Here is a 19,154-nt window from a genome sequence, read left to right as displayed (position 1 = left end):
AAAGACAGTATGTTTTTTGTCCATATTGAAAGATAGGTCTTTAAAAACAAAGCTGTTTCAAAATTACTCACTTAAATATATTTTTGCAGATGCTGTCGCATTGGCATTGGCATAAGAACCCATCGGTGCATCAGTGAAGTTACCATCTGCTCGTGCAATGATCTGACGCTGATATTTTGCCGCCTGAACATTGGACGCCGTCGTGGTTTCAGTTGAATAATTGGCAGAGCTGGCAATGACACGACCAGTATCAGAAGAAGCGGTATATGTACCACTGGTGCTGCCCAGTCCCTGTGCGTACAAGTTCTGATAACGGCTGCTGACACGGCGGACATAGTCCTGAGTTTCACGAAAAGGTGGCACACCCTTATATTTGGCCACATTGCCTTCGCCGGCATTATAACCTGCCAGTGCCAAGGTGGTATTGCCATTAAAGCGTTTCAATAACCAGGCCAGATATTTGGCCCCGGCCATAATATTCTGCTGCGGGTCATAGGCATTGCTGACATTAAAACGACGTGCTGTCGCCGGCATGAGTTGCATCAGGCCTTGTGCACCGACTGGAGAACGAGCCTGTACATTAAAACCGGACTCGGTATGCATCACGGCTTTGATCAGGCCTTCAGAGACACCATAGGTTTGCGCTGCCTGGCGAATAATCGAATCATAAGCATTTTTATTTCTACTATAGCTCGGCAAGACCGAAGCTTCACTGGAACCCCAATTGCTATAACTATGAATATTACTGTCTGGATAATAGGTCTTCTTTTCAACCTGAAGATGGTTATAGCGACTTTTCTTATTGGTTAATAAGGTGCTGCCATTGCTATCGCGCAACTGATAAATGGTTTGACCGGCATAGACCAACTGGCAACAACTCGCCAATAGCACAGCACTGATCCCATGACACCCCAAAACACGCAAATTTATTTTCATTGTTTATATTAGGTAAACACAATCGAGAAAAATTTAATGATGAGTTTAACAAAAAATTACGGAATGAAAAGACTTGTACGCTGCATTTATAAACGAGTTTGTAAGTGCAAGCCATTTTTTACATTTTAGAGTTAGAAAAAAAAATATGATTTAATTTAAAACCTTAGGGTTGACAGGTTTAACTGGTTGATTTTTATTAATAATTAAATTGGTTAAAAAGTGATCAATTTAAAGAAAAGCCTTATCTTTTGAGACGAAGAACTTGTCAAGTGCGTTTCAATCCACAAAGTTATCCACAGCTTTTGTGGACAACTGTGGAAAAGTCCAAAAACTAGGCATCTTGCTGATTAATTGAACTGAAACGTTCAATATATCAATCTAAATAAAACATGAAAATGAAACTAATATGACATTTGCATGAAAATAAATTCTTTTGATGCGATGCGGGCCTGAATCGGCTAAAATTGCGCGGTATTTTTATTTATGGGTGAATCTCGTCTATGTACTCGCCAGTTGAGTCCGAACAAGGATTTAATTTCAAACCTGAACTGCCAACAAGCTCAGCCTACTATCGTTTGTTGAAGAAGCTGCGTCGCCAGGTCGGACATGCCATTCGTGACTTCAAAATGATTGAAGAAGGCGATAAGGTCATGGTGTGTATTTCAGGTGGTAAAGACAGTTACACCCTGTTAGATATCATGTTGCAGTTCAAGCGTATCGCACCGATCAACTTTGATGTCGTGGCGGTGAATCTGGATCAGAAACAGCCAGGCTTCCCGGAAGATGTATTACCACGTTATTTAGAAGAAAATAACATTCCGTATTACATTCTGGAAAAAGACACCTACAGCATCACCAAAAAGTTGACCCCGGAAGGTAAGACTTATTGCGCCGTCTGTTCGCGTCTACGCCGTGGCTCTTTGTATGGCTTTGCCCAGGAAATTGGTGCGACCAAGGTTGCGCTGGGGCATCACCGTGATGATATTCTGGCGACCTTCTTCCTGAACCTGTTCCATGGCGGCAGCTTGAAGGCCATGCCACCAAAACTGTTGTCTTCTGACAAAAAGAACATTCTGATTCGTCCACTGGCTTATGTGGAAGAAAAAGACATCATCAAATATGCAGAAATGCGTCAATTTCCAATTATTCCATGTAATTTATGTGGCTCTCAGGCGAACCTGCAGCGCGCAATTATCAATGACATGTTACGTGATTGGGATAAGGCACATCCAAAACGTCTGCACAGTATTTTTGGTGCATTGCAAAATGTCTCGCCATCACAGCTGGTCGATCGTGAATTGTTTGACTTTGAAGTGCTGGACAGCCAGCGCGAATTTGATTTCAAAGACAGCTGTTCGACTGAAGAAGCGCTGGAAGGCGAGAAACGCCGGATTAATATGGTCAATCTGGGCTTTGCCGCAGAATAATTTCAGTACGCAGATATCAGCCTTCGGGTTGATGTCTGTATGAAAAACAAATAAAAATAGAACTACAAAAATTGAACGACGCGTACAAAATTCGTTAGCCTTTGCGCTAATGATCATGATATAACAAAGCACGAGCATAATAGCTTCAACATGATGTCGTCTGGATAGTCGACACAAATGAACAAATAATTTGAGGAAAGATCATGCCTGCTTTTTTAACTGATGATTGGTTTTCAACTGTAGAAACACTTACTGCGCAAGCTGGTGATTTAAACTTGCCACCAGCTTTGGCGAACCTGGCGATTAATTTGGTTGTAGCGGACACTACAGGTAATACTGAACTATCTTTAGATGGTGGAGCAATTAAAAAAGGTTTGTCTTCAAATGCCAAAACGACTTTGAATATGGACGGCGAAACGTTACGTAAAGTTTTTCTGGAGTTTGATATGGCCGCAGCCATGCAGGCATTTATGACCGGTAAAATCAAAGTACAGGGTGATATGTCTCAATTGATGGCACTTCAAACTGCCAAACCGAGTCAGGAACAAAAAGATCTATTCAAGAAAGTACTTGAAAATACGACAGCTTAATTTTGCTGAACATCAGCTGAAATGAGCACAAAAAAAGCTTACCCTTGAGGTAAGCTTTTTTTTATCGCCGGATAGAATAAAATCCAGCTCATCAGACCTTAGATATTCACCAATTGTGGTGTGGTCTTGATGTGTTCCAAATAAGCACGAATACGGGTTACATATTGTACTGCCTGACGATAGCGGCCGTTATTGGCTTTATTCTGATCCAGATAGGCATAGAGGTTGACCCAGTTATTTGGATTCTTGCCTTGTGACTGAATGCGTTTTTGTAACTGATTCACTGCACCTGGGCCCATATTATAAGCGACCAGTGCAAACCAGTTGCGATCCGGATAAGGAATATGCTCATAGCGGCTCAGCATTTGATCATAATACTTGGCACCACCCTGAATGCTTTGGGCTGGATCGGTACGATTGCTCACACCCATTGCTTTAGCAGTGCTATTGGTCAGCATCATCAAACCGCGAACACCTGTCGGAGAGACCGAGTTCGGTTTCAGATAAGATTCCTGATAACCAATGGCAGCTAATAAATGCCAATCCAGATCATATTGCTGCGCTGTCTGTTTAAAGCTTGCTTTATAGATCGGTAACCGGTTGCTCAAATCACGTTGAATGGCTGTCCAAGATTCCTCTTTCACCACATTCTGATTATAAAATGAAGCAAGCTGCTTGATGGCACCACTTTGTTTGCCTTTACAGATAAAAGCACTAGCAGTCTGGCTCAAGGGATCTGTGGCAGATTTAAATACCAGATTTAAATTGGTATTCAAGCCATTACTCACCAAAATAGACTGATCACCACAGGTGGCGGAGAATGAAGTCAGGCGCTTATTTTCAATTTCACCTAAATCGGTGGTGGTCATGGCCAGATTGGCTTTGCCCTGAGCAACCCATTGCAGTGCAGTGGCATTATTCGGGACAATTTTAAAATCCAGTTTCACATTCAGACTGTTGGCATAGTTGCGCACCAGGTCATAACCGAAGCCATGCAGATGTTGTCCATCCTGAAATACGGTAGTCGGATTTTCGACTGCAACCACGGTCAGCTTATTGCTATTGACCACATGATCAAACTGAAGTGTGGTCTTACTTGCATTGATACTGTGAAAGGGAATAAATGCAGTGCTCAGTACAAGTGCTTTCAAAGGGAGAGAAGAAATTACAGATCGTAGGCAAAGCCTCGACCCAGTGGATGAACTACTGTGCATGTTGTCTCCGCTACAAGTAATTTATGCCCTAAAAATCACAGCCAACATAGCCAGAAATTTTAACAGTTTGATAAATTCAATAAGGGTTGGGCAGTCATGACGTCATTCAAAATGACAAGAGATTTACGCATCATTATGTAGAAAAACTACATAGATTAAAAAGTAAGCATTTCCGGAAGTAGGTGGCATATTAATGATCTAAAAAACGATTGTCAAATTTTGTACACAAATTATTATTAAAAATAATTTTAAGATACTGAAATATAATGTGAATTTTTTTGAATTTTTTCATTGTTTTGAAATGGTAAATAAAATAAGCTGTTTGTAAGTTAATACACTGAAAATTTGATCAGCACGACGTATGAAATCCAACTTAATCACCCGTGGTGGACACGATAAATTGGTGGCAGAACTTAAGAATCTCTGGCATGAAGAGCGGCCGGAAATCACCAGAAAAGTGAACTGGGCAGCGAGTCTCGGCGACCGTTCGGAAAATGCCGATTACCAATATAACAAGCAAATTTTGCGTAAGATTGACCGCCGGGTCAGATACCTAGGCAAGCGTCTTGAAGAGCTAAAAATCATCGATTTTTCTCCAGAGCAGGAAGGCAAGGTCTATTTTGGAGCTTGGGTCGAGATTGAAAATGAAGAAGGCGAGCAGAAAAATTTACGTATTGTCGGGGTCGATGAAATTTACGATCATCATCCGCAGCATATCTCGATCAGTTCGCCCATGGCACGCGCGTTGTTGGGCAAGCAGGTAGATGATGAGGCTGAAGTGCTGACACCTTCTGGAAAGAAACGCTGGTTCATCAATTCAATTCGTTATGAAAAACCAGAAAATTCAGCAAATTAATGGAATTGATTTTATTTTGTGCAATTGATGCAGTGAAAGCATGAAAATATTTGCCAAGCGTGATTTTTGTTTATATCATGTCGGCCATGGAAGCGTGGCAGAGCGGTTTAATGCACCGGTCTTGAAAACCGACGAGGGTGTGAGTCCTCCGTGAGTTCGAATCTCACCGCTTCCGCCAAATTCGAAAAACCCAGTCAATTGACTGGGTTTTTTTATGCCTTTATTTTTATATTCATTATCAAGCTAATTCTGATTCATGCCGTTGCTTTATCTTGAATTAAATAGCTCTTGGCATCGTTTAAGTATTAACCTCTTTAAATAAAAATACATTTCAGCTTTTGTTTCGACTGATTTTTAACTGAATGAACAGCTTTTGCTAAAAGTTTTGCTAAATTTTATTGCCAAAAATCCGATTTATTTATATGATGGCGGCCAAGGAAGCGTGGCAGAGCGGTTTAATGCACCGGTCTTGAAAACCGACGAGGGTGTGAGTCCTCCGTGAGTTCGAATCTCACCGCTTCCGCCAAATTCTAAAAACCCCAGTCGAAAGATTGGGGTTTTTCATTTTAGGCAGCAATGATTCAATATTTTATTCATCAATAACCAGCTCATAGCTTAAAACTTGAAAAATGGACGCATGTGCCAAATATAGAGTCAGAGACATCAACGCGCTATCATATGCCCAAGCATCATATGGATCTCATTATGAAAATTGTCGCAGATGAAAATCTGGCATTTACCGATTATTTCTTTTCTGAATTTGCAGACATTCGTCATTGTCCAGGCCGTAACTTAATGGCACAGGATGTTCAGGATGCAGATGCATTATTGGTACGCTCAGTGACTCAGGTCAATGAAGCACTGCTACAGAATAGTTCGATCAAGTTTGTAGGCAGTGCCACTATTGGTACAGATCATCTGGATATTGCTGTATTGGAACAGCATGGGATTCAGTGGAGCAATGCATCCGGCTGTAATGCACAAGCCGTGGCTGAATATGTCATTACCGCATTACTGCATGTACGTCCTGAGTTAGTAGATGCCAATGCAACATTTAGCCTGGGTATAGTCGGTTTGGGTAATGTTGGAACCCGTCTGGCTTATATGGCAAAACTTTTGGGCTGGCGCGTGATTGGCTATGATCCTTTGGTTCAAAGAACGCAGGTCGATCAAGTTGAATTTAATGAATTGTTGCAGCAAGCGGATGCGATTTCGATTCATGTCCCTTTAACTCAAACGGGTCTTTATCCAACTTACCATTTATTCAATACGGCTACATTAGTGCAAATGCAGCCTGATGCAATTCTGATTAATTCTGCACGTGGGCCAGTGATTGAAGAGGCCGCCCTGATCCAGGATCTTAAAGCGACACAACGAACCGTGATTTTGGATGTTTTTGAGCATGAGCCGGTGATTTCAGCAGAACTTCTGGATCTAGTAACCTTGGTGACTCCGCATATTGCCGGTTATAGCCTGGAGGGCAAGGCGCGTGGTACCCAGATGATCTACGAAGCTTTTTGTCAAACTTTCGGTTTTGCAGCCAATAAACAGTTTGAAACCCAGCTGCCTGTCTGTGAGCAGTTTTTTCAGGGACAGGATTTGAAAATGGCATTGCAACAGCATTTATCCCAAATTTATGACATTGCTCGTGACGATGCCAATCTACGTGCCTGTCTCAAAGCAGGTAAAATCGATCAGCAGGCCTTTGACCATTTACGTAAAACCTATCCACTGCACCGTGAGTGGGCAGCACACGGTGGGCCGAAGGCATGACGATGACTTATCAGCCTACTTGTGACATGAATGCCATGCGTGCACGAGCCACTTTATATGCGCAAATCCGTCAGTTTTTCGCTGAGCGGGATGTATTAGAGGTGGAAACACCGATTTTGTCTCAAGCCGGTGTGACCGATGTGCATTTGGCCTCGGTACAGGCCCAGCGTCATGTGCTAGGTAAACTGAATACGCATTATTTGCAAACCTCACCTGAATTTGCCATGAAGCGCTTATTGGCTATTGGCAGCGGGCCTATTTACCAGATTTGTAAAGTCTTCCGTGATGATGAACATGGGCGTAAGCACAATAGCGAGTTTACCATGCTGGAATGGTATCGCCCGGGCTTTAGCTTAAAAGATTTGATGTTCGAAGTAGCCGATCTGCTTAATGTGACGCTTAAAGCACGTTTTGCTGAAATCCGTCCAACCATTTTGAGCTATAAACATGCCTTTATAGATCGTCTGGATATTAATCCATTGCAAGCGACCTTGCAGGAACTGAAAGACTGCTGTCGTCGTGTCGGTCTAAATCTGGATTTGGGTGAGGATCGGCTCGGCTATATCGACCTGTTATTTTCACATATGGTAGAGCCGAGTCTCGGTTTTGATACCGCAGTATTCCTGACCGATTTCCCGCCTGAAATGGCCTCTCTGGCGAAAACCCGAATCGATGAAGATGGGGAGCTGGTCGCTGCACGTTTTGAGTTGTATATCGAAGGTTTAGAATTGGCCAATGCCTATGATGAGCTGATTGATGCCGAAGTTTTGCGCTCACGCTTTGAGGCGGATAATGCAGAGCGGGCCAGACTTGGGCTGCATGTTATGCCTATTGATGAGTATTTACTGGCGGCTTTACCGAATATGCCAGAATGTTCAGGGATTGCTTTGGGAATTGACCGCTTGCTCATGATCGCGACCAATCAGATGAAACTGGAGCAGGTCGTGACTTTCCCAGCGGATATTTCCTGATCGGGATTTGATTTTCCTTAAGCTCTTTAGAGGGCTGGGTCTCTGCACCAGACGATTGAAGCAATAAAAAAGCACCCTCGGGTGCTTTGTCTTTATTCAATAGATACCGTTTGTTGGGCTTTAAGTTCACCCAGTGCCTGAATACGCCGTTCAATCAGCATTTCGCCAATATCCGGGCCTTGAATATCGGCAGGCAGGTCTTGTGCTTTAATGGCACGTACTATCTGCATGGCATCAAGTACATATTGCGCTTGTGGATAGGCACGATCTTCCAGTCCTAAACGGCCACGTGAATCACATTCACAGGCCTGTACAAAAGCTTCGACACGCTCGGGACGACGTAAAACGTCCAGACGCTGCAATAATCGCCATAAAGTACCGGGTTTGAGATTAAATGCCTGATGACATTTCAGATGCTCTTTACATACTGCCAACGCCAGTTGCTTGGTATAGGTCGGTACTTTTAAGCGATCACACAGATCATTGACCGGCTTGATGCCACGTTCTTCATGCATGATATGCCGCGGTAATTCTTCAACCGGGGTTAATGCTTTGCCCAAGTCATGCACTAAAACGGCGAAACGTACATCCAGGCTATAGTTTTGACGACACGCCTGCTGCAAGGACATCATGGTGTGAATACCGCAGTCAATTTCCGGATGATATTCAGGACGTTGCGGAATACCATATAAGGCATCTATCTCAGGAAATAAGACTTTTAAAGCGCCACATTGACGCAATACTTCAAAATACACATCAGCATGACGTTCTGTTAAGGCACGTGAAGTTTCTTTCCAGACCCGCTCCGGTGTTAATGCATTCAATTCACCGGATTCCGTCAAGCGCTGCATGAGTGCTAAAGTTTCATCCGCAATCACAAAACCTGCACTGGTATAGCGGGCCGCAAAACGGGCAATTCGCAGCACCCGTAATGGATCTTCGACAAAAGCATCGGAAACATGACGCAGCACCCGGTTATTCAAATCCTGCTGACCGCCATAAGGATCATAAATCTGACCGGCATCATCCATCGCCATGGCATTAATGGTCAGGTCACGACGGATCAAATCCTGTTCCAGGGTCACACTGATATCGGTATGAAAGTCAAAACCATGATAACCGGTGCCGGATTTACGTTCGGTACGGGCCAGTGCATATTCTTCTTTTGTTTTGGGGTGTAGGAAAACAGGAAAATCTTTGCCTACGGGCTGATAGCCTAAGTCAAGCATTTGCGCCGGAGTTGCACCAACGACCACATAATCTTTTTCGTGATAGGGGTGTCCGAGCAAATGATCCCGAACTGCACCGCCTACTAAATAAACTTGCATGAAAAAACCTCTATTCTTACAAGCATCATGCTACAGAATAGAGGTTTTCTCAAGTTAAGAAACGAGGCGGATGCGTCGTTATCTTGTCATTGGATTAAAGTGCGTCTTGTTCCGCTTGCTGGATTTCTGCAACGGTAAGTGCAGTCATGTTCACCACGCGACGCGTAGTCGCAGTCGGAGTCAAGATATGTACCGGCTTCGCAGCACCCAACAAAATTGGGCCAATCGTCACGTTGTTGCCTGAAGTTGCTTTCAACAAGTTAAACGAAATGTTGGCAGCATCCAGATTCGGCATGATCAGTAAGTTTGCAGAACCTTTAAAACGTGAGTTTGGGAAGGCAAACTGGCGAATATTTTCATCCAGTGCAGCATCACCGTGCATTTCACCTTCCACTTCTAGCTCAGGCGCTATTTCAGACAGGATGTCATATACCTTACGCATTTTTTGCGCGCTGGCATCATGCTGGTCTGAACCGAAACTTGAGTGAGAAAGCAGGGCAATACGTGGGGTCATACCAAAACGGCGCACTTCTTCAGCAGCCAGAATGGTCATTTCCGCCAGCTGTTCAGCCGTTGGATTGGTGTTGACATAGGTATCGGCAATGAACAGGTTACGATCTTCAAGCATCAAGGCATTTAGGGTAAAGAAAGTGTTATGACCTTCTTTTTTGCCAATGATGTTGCTGACGAAGTCCAGATGAATGTCGTAGCTTGAATAAGTACCACAGAGCATGCCATCTGCCATGCCATGTTTGACCAGCATCGATGCAATTAAGGTAGAGCGACGACGCGCTTCACGCTGTGCATATTCAGGCGTAACGCCTTTACGCTGCATGATCTGGTAATAATCGTCTGCAAACAACTCATAATCCGGATTCTTTTCCTGATCAACAATCGTGATATTCACGCCATCTTCAAGACGTAGACCCAATTTTTTGATATTGGCTTCAATCACGGCTGGACGACCGACCAGAATAGGGATCGCCAAACCATCATCGACTGCAATTTGAACGGCGCGAAGTACACGCAGGTCTTCACCTTCCGCATAGGCAATACGTTTAGGATTCGATTTCGCCTGTTCAAAGATCGGTTTCATCACGAATGCCGAGTTATAGACAAACTCAGACAAACGTTGACGATAATGCGAGAAATCTTTAATTGGACGTGTTGCTACACCTGAATCCATGGCTGCTTGTGCCACTGCAGGCGCGATTTCAAGAATCAGGCGTTGATCCAGTGGACCCGGAATCAGGTATTCACGGCCAAATGATGCCGATTTCTCACCATAGGTTGCAGCATCCGCTTCGACGTGTGCCATACGCGCAATTGCATGTACACAGGCAATTTTCATTTCTTCGTTAATCGTGGTTGCACCAACGTCTAATGCCCCACGGAAGATGTACGGGAAGCAAAGTGCGTTATTGACCTGGTTTGGATAGTCAGAACGGCCAGTGGCCATGATCACATCATCACGAACTTCGTGTGCATGTTCAGGCAGAATTTCTGGATCCGGATTCGCCAGTGCAAAAATGATCGGATCTTTGGCCATCACCTTAACCATTTCTTTGGTCAGGATGCCGGCAGCAGAAAGACCAAGGAACATGTCTGCACCCGCGATCACATCACCAAGCTGAGTGGCTTCAATGTCTTGTACATAGGCTTTCTTAGATTCATCCAGGCCTTCGCGATGTGTAGTCAGCAGACCGCGTGAATCGGCAACGATGATGTTCTCTTTTTTAGCACCCAGAGCGCAAAGCAGATTTAAACAAGACAGTGCAGCAGCACCCGCACCTGATGCCACAATCTTGATTTCGTCAATTTTTTTGCCATTAATTTGCAGGGCATTCAGTAACGCAGAACCAACAATAATCGAAGTACCGTGCTGATCATCATGGAATACTGGAATATTCATGCGTTCACGCAATTTTTGCTCGATATAGAAACACTCTGGCGCCTTGATATCTTCAAGGTTAATCCCGCCAAAAGTCGGTTCTAATGCAGCTACAATATCCACAATTTTGTCTGGATCATTTTCAGCAATTTCGATATCGAATACATCAACGCCAGCGAATTTTTTGAATAATACGCCTTTACCTTCCATCACTGGTTTAGAAGCCAAAGGACCAATATTACCCAAGCCAAGCACGGCAGTACCGTTGGTCACTACAGCAACCAGGTTGCCACGAGCCGTATACAATGCAGCAGTTGAAGGATCGCGTTCAATCTCAAGACATGGTGCAGCTACGCCAGGCGAGTAAGCAAGGGCCAAGTCACGTTGGTTGACCAATTGTTTGCTTGGTGTAACGCTGATTTTCCCCGGGGTAGGAAACTCGTGATAGTAAAGGGCCTGTTGCTTTAAAGATTGTTCGTCCATCAGTCTCTCGATCGTTGTAAAGATTACCCGGTCAGCGGGTAAAAAATTTATTTATGTCCCCGAATATACCATTTGTTCGCCAGTTCGCACAGCCAAAGACGGCCGTTTTTCCAACAATCTTATTGGGGTAGGGTATAAACTTAGACTTGATAAGTATAAGAATCATTGGTCATATTTTGTGTCAAATACGCAGTGGCGTCCTCTTCTGGCAGCGGTTTGGAGAATAAATATCCTTGAGCGATATCACAGTCTAAATCACGCAGATATGCTAACTGCTCTTCAGTCTCGATGCCTTCCGCCACTACGGTCATGCCCATGGCTTTACCCATCGCCACCATGGCACTGACAATGGCTTCCTGTTTGTTTTCACCAATCTTGGACACAAAGCTGCGGTCAATTTTTAGGGTATCAATCGGGAAATCAGCAAGATAGGACAGGGATGAATAACCCGTGCCAAAATCATCCAGAGCAATATGGATCTGTCGCTGTTTGATTTCATTCAGCAGGTTTTTGACTGCTTCCGAATTTTCAATTAAAGACGATTCGGTAATTTCCAGTTCCAGACTGGCACCTGAAATCTGGTTATCGGCAATGGCCTGATCCAGATCATCGAGTAACTGACCGCGGCGCAATTGCTGCGCCACGACGTTGACTGATACACAAATATGATTAAAGCCCAGATTGTTCCATTGGCGAATCTGTTTGGCTGTCTGCTGGATGACCAGACGGCCAATATCTGAAATCAGGCTGGTCTGTTCGGCTAAAGGGATAAACAAGCCGGGTGGAATAATGCCTTTTTCGGGATGATTCCAGCGAATCAAGGCTTCAAAGCCATAAATGCGCTGATCACTGAAATTAATTTTTGGCTGATAATAAACAATCAGCTCATTATTCTGGAGGGCTTTACGCAAATCCCGTTCCAGAAAAATCCCCGTTTCTTGTAGGCCATCACTTTGATTAGAATAAAAGTGAATGGTATTGCCCCCCAGATTTTTAGCTTCGTTCAGGGCCTGTTCGGCACAGTTGTTTAAATAATCGAGTTGACGACCATGATCTGGATAAAATGCCACGCCCATGGAAAGCGTGATCACATAATCCTGACCGTAAATATTAAATGGAGTGGTAAATGCCTGAGCGATGCGTTCACAGTGTCGCTGTACTGAAGGGCGAATATGTGAAATCTCATAGATAATCGCAAAATCATCACCATTCAGATGCGCCACAAACAAGGCTTCTGCATTATTCATGCGCAGGCGCTGCGCGACCTGACGTAAAAGTTCGTCCCCGCCATTATTGGATAGATATTCATTTAATGGACGGAAGCGATCGATATTCAGGCGAATCACGGCCATCTGCTGAATGGAGTCTTTTTGCGAGACCAGATATTGATGCAGCTGATAGTTATAATAGAAACGATTCGGTAAATCGGTCAGTGGGTCATAATTTTCCAGATAAGACAGGCGCTGTTCCTGTAATTTGCGTTCGGTCAGATCCGAGACAATCCCGACATAATGGGTAATCCGGCCTTCATCATCGGTGACGGCATTGATGTGTAACCATAAGGCGGATTGTTTGCCAGACATGAATTTGGCGTATACCTCGCCATCATAGGAGCCAATCTTTTGAAGCTGTTTGATAATACTGGCATGGTTGCTGCGCTGTTCAGCTTTATTTTGTGCAACAAGATCGAATAAAGACTTACCGATGATCTGCTCACGCTCAAAGCCACTCAGGTATTCATAGTGAGGATTGACATCAATATAATACAGTTCAGGATTGAGAATAAAAATCCCTTCCGCGGCCTGTTCCAGTACACTGGCAACCAGTTTTAAACGTTCTTGAGAAATACGTTCCTGCTGAATATCACGACGAATACCTACCATTCGCAAAGGTTTGTTATTTTTAGGATCACGGCTAATCACGCGGCCAATATCATGCACCCAGTTCCAGCTGCCATCACTGAGCAGAATCCGGTAAGTGGCATCATAACGCTCAATCTGACCACGCAAATGCTGTTTCATGTTGCGCTTAAAATAGTCCAGATCATCAGGGTGAATCAGATGCTCTAATTGCAGATGATGATCTTTGGAATCACGCAGAATTTTTTCATCTTTATGATTGGTTAATGTAATGAGACGGTCTTTGATATTCCAGTCCCATGGGCGAATGCCGGCAATCTCATGGGCAAGATCCAGGTTCTGTTGCTGATTTTTCAAATGATAATTAATCTGTTCAATATCATAGGTACGTTCTCGTACTTTTTGTTCCAGTAATTGATTGTTGAGCTGTAACTGTAATTCAATATCTTTGGATTTATTGACTTCAGTTTGCAGTTGCTGGCACAGCTCATCAGTCCAGGCCACTTGCTGTTCGGCATTTTTAACCAGCAGACTGTTTTCTGCATACAAGCGCGATGTCCGGCGATGAATACGATAACTACTATTGGCACACAGCAGAATGACAATCACCGCAAAATTTAAGGCCAGACCGAAGAAGGGATTGGAAAGGCTGACATGATAAATTTGCGACAATAAAAAAGGGAATAAAGAGGGTAAAAATACCAGGCAGAAATAACTGAGTTTTTGGGTCAGATAGGTCAGCCCAAATGCCTGAGTCACAATCAGGAGCAGAGCAGACAAGGTCAGTGCTTCAATATCTTCGAATGCGGGATTGGCCTGCGGCAAATAGTAATAAATTGTATAAATACCGACAGCAATACAGCTCCCGACAGCAAGACTCTGAATCTGTAACCAGCGATGTGCGCCTTTCAAATCATATTGTTCAGGCTTAAAATAAAGTGTGCTCACCAACCAGCACATACTGACCAGTAGCTCGGTCAGAATAAACCAGGTATTAAAATAGGTATTGGAAGGACGATATTGAAGGTGATAAATACAAAAAATATAAAGGCAAATCACCATTATACTGATTAAAAAATAGCGACTATGGCGAAGTGTGTTCGCAATCTGAGCATGATGCAAATGCTGCTGGATATAGTCGTCTTGCTTATCAACCATGTGATTCAATGCCTGTATTCATCCTAAACGTTTTTCCCTATGTATTGTTCTTATAAAAAAAACTCCAGGAAATGTGTAAAATTAACTCATCAATAGTTATTATTCTTTCGTCAAGATTAGAGGTCTTAGAAATAAAAATCAACAAAATTAAAGACAAATTTTTACTGGCCTGATGAACTAGAGATTATAGTTCAAAATTGAAAGGGCCACGACAGGGGCTGTTTCGGTACGTAGTACGCGTTCACCAATACACCAGTTTAGAAAACCTTTTGCATTTGCCGCTGTAATTTCTGCCTCACTGAGACCGCCTTCAGGGCCAATCAGCAGTGCAATATCCAGGGTCGCATCTGCCAGTACATCTGTTTCATCTTTATTGGGCGCCAAAACCAGTTTGGTCTTGGGTAGCTCGGTTTCCAACCATTTTTCAAGTGATATTGGTGCTAAAATTTTAGGCACAATATTCAGTCCACACTGTTCACATGCTGCAATCGCGATCCCTTGCCAGTGATCCAGTTTTTTCTGGTCACGATCATACTTCAAGCGCATTTCACAACGATCCGAAGTCAGCAGCTGAATTTCGGAAACGCCCAATTCCACAGCTTTTTGAATCGCATAATCCATGCGGTCGCCTTTGCTCATCACCTGACCGAGCAAGGCCTGGAACTTGGGTGTGCGATTGGTGGGATTAAATGCATTGACCGATACTGTGGCTGATTTTTTAGCAACCTCAGTTAAGGTCACTTCATATTCGCCACCCTGTCCATTGAACAGGGTCGCGGCTTCGCCCGCTTGAGCGCGTAATACCTTTACCCAATGATGAAAAACGGTTTCCGTTAACTCAACCGTAGTATCAACATTTAAGTCTGCTTCAATAAAAAAACGTGGCATGTAAGGATTACTCTCAGATGGAACAAAACAAGACTGCATTGCATTTACACCCTCTTTGTGTTTCTCTCAAAGGGAGAAAATGGGTGAGATCAATGCAGCCTAAAAACTTATGCTAGACCTAAGTCTTTTACAAGTTGGCGTGTAGGATCAGTGGTGTTCATGGTGTAGAAGTGCAAGCTTGGTGCGCCACCTGCAAGTAGACGCTCACAGAATTTAACCACAACTTCGTGGCCAAAGGCTTTGATGCTGGCAGTATCATCACCATAGGTTGCCAGTTGCTTGCGAATCCAGCGTGGAATCTCGGCACCGGTACCGTCCGCAAAGCGGATCAGGTTGCTGGCATTGGTGATTGGCATAATGCCCGGCGCGACAGGAATATCAATTCCGGCTTTCTGGATGCGCTCTACAAAGTAGAAATAAGCATCTGGATTGAAGAAAAACTGGGTTAATGCTGCATTGGCACCAGCTTGTACTTTTTCAACAAAGTGCTGGATGTCTTGATCAAAGCTTTCTGCCTGAGGATGCATTTCCGGATAAGCTGCGACTTCAATCTTGAAATGATCGCCTGAATATTCACGGATAAAGCGAACCAGATCAGCGGCATAGGGTAATTCACCCAAACCAACCTGACCTGATGGCAAGTCACCGCGGAGGGCAACAATACGGTCAATGCCTTGTGATTTGTACAGATCAAGCAGTTCTGCAATACGCACTTTATCATCGCCAATACATGACAGATGAGGGGCAACAGGTGCACCTTTGCCATTAAAGTCATTGATGGTAGATAGGGTGCGTTCACGGGTTGAACCACCGGCACCATAGGTTACAGAAAAGAATTCTGGATTTAAGAGTTGTAGCTCTTGATGCACAACTTTGAGTTTTTCCGCACCTACATCAGTTTTGGTCGGGAAGAATTCAAATGAAATTGGAATTTGCTTAGACATGTTGAAATCCTTTTTTATAAATACTTATATTAATTCTTAACCCTCTCCCTGACCCTCTCCCAGAGGGAGAAGGGACTTTCATTACGATAGTTAAAGTCTTTAAGACTTACCTTCTAACTATTTTCACAATAGAAGTTTCCCTCTCCTTTTAGGAGAGGGCTAGGGAGAGGTAAAAACAAAAATTAGTATTTATAAGCATCCGCTTTAAACGGACCTTCAACAGCAACGCCTAAGTAATCTGCTTGTTCTTGAGTCAATTGAGTCAAGACACCACCGAAACCTGCAACCATCGCAGCAGCAACTTCTTCGTCTAATTTCTTAGGAATAAGTTCTACACGGATTTTCGCAGCTTTTTCAGCTTCAGGAAGATCAGCAAATTTTTCGGCGAACAAGTGCATTTGACCCAATACCTGGTTGGCAAATGAACCATCCATGATACGTGACGGGTGACCAGTCGCATTACCAAGATTCACCAAACGACCTTCAGATAAAAGGATGAGGTAATCGTTTTCATTTTCTGAACGATACACTTGGTGTACTTGAGGTTTCACTTCAACCCACTTGTAGCCACGTAGGTAAGCTGTATCAATTTCAGTATCGAAGTGACCGATGTTACATACCACAGCGCCCGCTTTTAATGAATCAAGCATTGCCGAGTCACACACGTGGTAGTTACCCGTTGTAGTCACGATCAGGTCAGTGTTTTGAAGAAGATCAAGATTCACGTCTTCTTTCTTGCCAGTTTGCACGCCATTTTTGTATGGAGAAACAACTTCGTAACCGTCCATGCATGCTTGCATCGCACAGATTGGATCAACTTCAGTTACGCGTACAATCATGCCTTCTTGACGAAGTGATTGCGCAGAACCTTTACCTACGTCACCGTAACCGATTACAAGTGCACGACGGCCAGATAAAAGCATATCTGTACCGCGTTTGATTGCATCATTTAGAGAGTGGCGGCAACCGTATTTGTTGTCGTTCTTAGACTTAGTAACAGAATCGTTTACGTTGATTGCAGGAACTTTTAAAGTGCTATCACGAAGCATTTCATACAGACGTTGAACACCTGTCGTTGTTTCTTCAGTGACACCGTGGATTTTAGCAATCACTTCTGGGTATTTTTCATGAACAAGTAGCGTTAAATCACCGCCATCGTCAAGAATCATGTTGGCATCCCAAGGTTTGCCATTGACATTGATCTGTTGTTCAAGACACCACATGTATTCTTCTTCAGTTTCGCCTTTCCAGGCAAACACAGGAATACCCGCAGCAGCAATTGCAGCAGCAGCATGATCTTGAGTCGAGAAGATGTTACATGAAGTCCAGCGAACTTCGGCGCCCAATTCAACCAGTGTTTCAATAAGAACAGCAGTTTGGATTGTCATGTGGATACAACCCAAGATTTTAGCGCCAGCAAGTGGTTTAGCAGCAGCATAGCGTTTACGCAGACCCATTAGGGCTGGCATTTCAGCTTCTGCAAGTTTAATTTCTTTACGGCCGTAATCAGCAAGTGAAATATCAGCAACTTTGTAATCTGTAAATGAAGCAGTAACCGCGTTCATCAGGATCTCCTAGGAAAAAATAGATTGGATCGTTCTGTTCGCGGATGCCGTTGTTGATCAGAACGAATGTCTGACCGATGGTCGAGCCTAGCGATTTTACATTTAGTACCTGTAAAACGTCGCAGCATCCCTCGACTAGCGCAGTATTGTACTTGGAAATTGATTTTGTTCCAATCTTAAATTGATTAATATCTGACTAATAAGAAAATTTTGAGAATAAACTATGACTGATGGTTTTGAGTATGCAATCAAAGACTGGGTTGAAATTAAGGATAATTATGAGAATGGCAATTTAATTATTGGTAATGGGGCGAGTGTTGCTTTGCATCAAAAATTTCGTTTTGATTCTTTAAAAGAAGAGGCTGAAAAATTAAGACTTTTTAATGATGATATATCTAAACTTTTTATTGAGTTTGATACATCTGATTTTGAATTAATTTTACGATTGGTTTGGCATGCGAAGTTAATAAATAAGCATTTGGGAATAATTGATCAAAAACTTGATTCAGCTTACGAAAATATAAAACAAGCTCTTATTAAAGTGGTGAAGGAAGTTCATTGTGAACATTCTGATATCGCGGATCAATTACCTCAGCTATATCAATTTACAAAACAATTTAGAACAGTAGTCTCCCTTAATTACGATTTAATCCTGTATTGGATTTTAATGTATGGAAATAGAAATGAAGATGGACATAGATTTAAAGATTGTTTTCAAGGTAGCGGGCTATTTAGAAATAATTGGCAAGATTTGAGAAATCCTATTCGTAAGGAAAAAGAAGTAACTTTGAGTCTTTATCAACATGGTAATTTATCTATTTTCAGAGATGCAAAAAATACCGAAACTAAAGTTCAAAGAGGGGATTTTGAGGATTTGTTAGAAGTTATTACTTCACAATGGGAAGATAATAAAATTCCTTTATTTGTTGCCGAGGGTACGGGAACTAAAAAGCTTGAATCTATAAAAAGTAGTCCCTATTTGAGTACTATTTTCTATGAAGTTCTACCAGATTTAATAACTCAAAAAGCTAATTTAGTCATTTATGGCTGGAGCTTAGGCAAGCAGGAATCACATTTGGTAAAGCAGATATTTAAGAACAACCAATCAGGTAAGGTGGCTATTTCTATATTTCAAAATAATCAGGAAGAGTGCCATCGAATTTATAGGCTTATAAAAAATGAAAAAGTAGCTCCAAATATCGAAGTAGAATTTTTTGACAGCCAAAGTTCAGGTTGTTGGAATAATCCTTAAATAAAAAGCCCATCATCTG

General features: G+C 42.9%; 14 protein-coding genes and 2 tRNA genes. 8 read left to right on the top strand and 8 right to left on the bottom strand.

What is annotated here, in order from left to right; all coding sequences use genetic code 11:
- Nucleotides 1-63 precede the first annotated feature (63 nt).
- Nucleotides 64-936 (bottom strand): lytic transglycosylase domain-containing protein, encoded by an 873-nt coding sequence (locus FTU42_RS03730; RefSeq protein WP_180083050.1) that lies wholly within the window; start codon nt 934-936, stop codon nt 64-66.
- 500 nt (nt 937-1,436) lie between these two features.
- On the opposite strand from FTU42_RS03730, the gene ttcA reads away from it, so the two are divergent.
- Together ttcA and FTU42_RS03720 are read left to right on the top strand one after the other, a co-directional pair.
- Nucleotides 1,437-2,363 (top strand): tRNA 2-thiocytidine(32) synthetase TtcA, encoded by a 927-nt coding sequence (gene ttcA / locus FTU42_RS03725; protein ID WP_005097691.1) that lies wholly within the window; start codon nt 1,437-1,439, stop codon nt 2,361-2,363.
- A gap of 203 nt (nt 2,364-2,566) precedes the next feature.
- A complete protein-coding gene (locus FTU42_RS03720) occupies nt 2,567-2,953 on the top strand; it encodes an SCP2 sterol-binding domain-containing protein (protein ID WP_004280536.1) in 387 nt (128 codons plus the stop codon).
- 98 nt (nt 2,954-3,051) lie between these two features.
- On the opposite strand, the gene FTU42_RS03715 is transcribed toward FTU42_RS03720, so the two are convergent.
- Nucleotides 3,052-4,167: a transglycosylase SLT domain-containing protein gene (locus FTU42_RS03715; protein WP_005097690.1), complete on the bottom strand. Its 1,116-nt coding sequence runs from the start codon at nt 4,165-4,167 to the stop codon at nt 3,052-3,054.
- Between the two features lie 361 nt (nt 4,168-4,528).
- Here FTU42_RS03715 and greB point away from each other — a divergent pair, with 361 nt between their 5' ends.
- The 5 genes from greB to epmA all read left to right on the top strand — a co-directional run bounded on the left by greB (nt 4,529) and on the right by epmA (nt 7,767).
- Nucleotides 4,529-5,023: a transcription elongation factor GreB gene (gene greB / locus FTU42_RS03710; protein ID WP_005097688.1), complete on the top strand. Its 495-nt coding sequence runs from the start codon at nt 4,529-4,531 to the stop codon at nt 5,021-5,023.
- Between the two features lie 88 nt (nt 5,024-5,111).
- A tRNA-Ser gene (locus FTU42_RS03705) sits at nt 5,112-5,201 on the top strand.
- A 258-nt stretch (nt 5,202-5,459) separates the two neighbouring features.
- A tRNA-Ser gene (locus FTU42_RS03700) sits at nt 5,460-5,549 on the top strand.
- A gap of 179 nt (nt 5,550-5,728) precedes the next feature.
- Nucleotides 5,729-6,796: a 4-phosphoerythronate dehydrogenase gene (locus FTU42_RS03695; protein WP_180083049.1), complete on the top strand. Its 1,068-nt coding sequence runs from the start codon at nt 5,729-5,731 to the stop codon at nt 6,794-6,796.
- Nucleotides 6,793-7,767 carry an EF-P lysine aminoacylase EpmA gene (gene epmA, locus FTU42_RS03690; RefSeq protein ID WP_180083048.1) on the top strand — a complete coding sequence of 325 codons (975 nt, stop codon included), beginning with the start codon at nt 6,793-6,795 and terminating at the stop codon, nt 7,765-7,767. The genes FTU42_RS03695 and epmA overlap by 4 nt, the downstream gene beginning before the upstream one ends.
- Before the next feature lie 92 nt (nt 7,768-7,859).
- Here epmA and FTU42_RS03685 read toward each other — a convergent pair whose 3' ends face one another.
- From FTU42_RS03685 to ahcY, 6 genes are all read right to left on the bottom strand, one after another.
- Nucleotides 7,860-9,095: a multifunctional CCA addition/repair protein gene (locus tag FTU42_RS03685; RefSeq protein WP_074383390.1), complete on the bottom strand. Its 1,236-nt coding sequence runs from the start codon at nt 9,093-9,095 to the stop codon at nt 7,860-7,862.
- A gap of 94 nt (nt 9,096-9,189) precedes the next feature.
- Entirely contained in the window at nt 9,190-11,469 is a 2,280-nt protein-coding gene (locus FTU42_RS03680) for an NADP-dependent malic enzyme (protein WP_180083047.1), read from the bottom strand.
- 140 nt (nt 11,470-11,609) lie between these two features.
- Nucleotides 11,610-14,486, bottom strand: coding sequence for a bifunctional diguanylate cyclase/phosphodiesterase (locus tag FTU42_RS03675; RefSeq protein ID WP_180083046.1), 2,877 nt, complete (start codon nt 14,484-14,486; stop codon nt 11,610-11,612).
- Nucleotides 14,487-14,663: 177 nt separating this feature from the next.
- Nucleotides 14,664-15,374: a 16S rRNA (uracil(1498)-N(3))-methyltransferase gene (locus FTU42_RS03670; RefSeq protein WP_180083045.1), complete on the bottom strand. Its 711-nt coding sequence runs from the start codon at nt 15,372-15,374 to the stop codon at nt 14,664-14,666.
- Nucleotides 15,375-15,481: 107 nt separating this feature from the next.
- Nucleotides 15,482-16,318: a methylenetetrahydrofolate reductase [NAD(P)H] gene (gene metF, locus FTU42_RS03665; RefSeq protein WP_180083044.1), complete on the bottom strand. Its 837-nt coding sequence runs from the start codon at nt 16,316-16,318 to the stop codon at nt 15,482-15,484.
- A 182-nt stretch (nt 16,319-16,500) separates the two neighbouring features.
- A complete protein-coding gene (ahcY, locus tag FTU42_RS03660; RefSeq protein ID WP_180083043.1) occupies nt 16,501-17,883 on the bottom strand; it encodes an adenosylhomocysteinase in 1,383 nt (460 codons plus the stop codon).
- Between the two features lie 223 nt (nt 17,884-18,106).
- On the opposite strand from ahcY, the gene FTU42_RS03655 reads away from it, so the two are divergent.
- Nucleotides 18,107-19,135: a DUF4917 family protein gene (locus tag FTU42_RS03655; protein WP_257225548.1), complete on the top strand. Its 1,029-nt coding sequence runs from the start codon at nt 18,107-18,109 to the stop codon at nt 19,133-19,135.
- Nucleotides 19,136-19,154 lie beyond the last annotated feature (19 nt).

Source organism: Acinetobacter sp. YH12102 (assembly GCF_013419125.1).
Classification (GTDB): domain Bacteria; phylum Pseudomonadota; class Gammaproteobacteria; order Pseudomonadales; family Moraxellaceae; genus Acinetobacter; species Acinetobacter pseudolwoffii.
The sequence above is the reverse complement of the archived record's forward strand: the minus strand, read 5'-3'. Positions and strand labels throughout refer to the sequence as shown.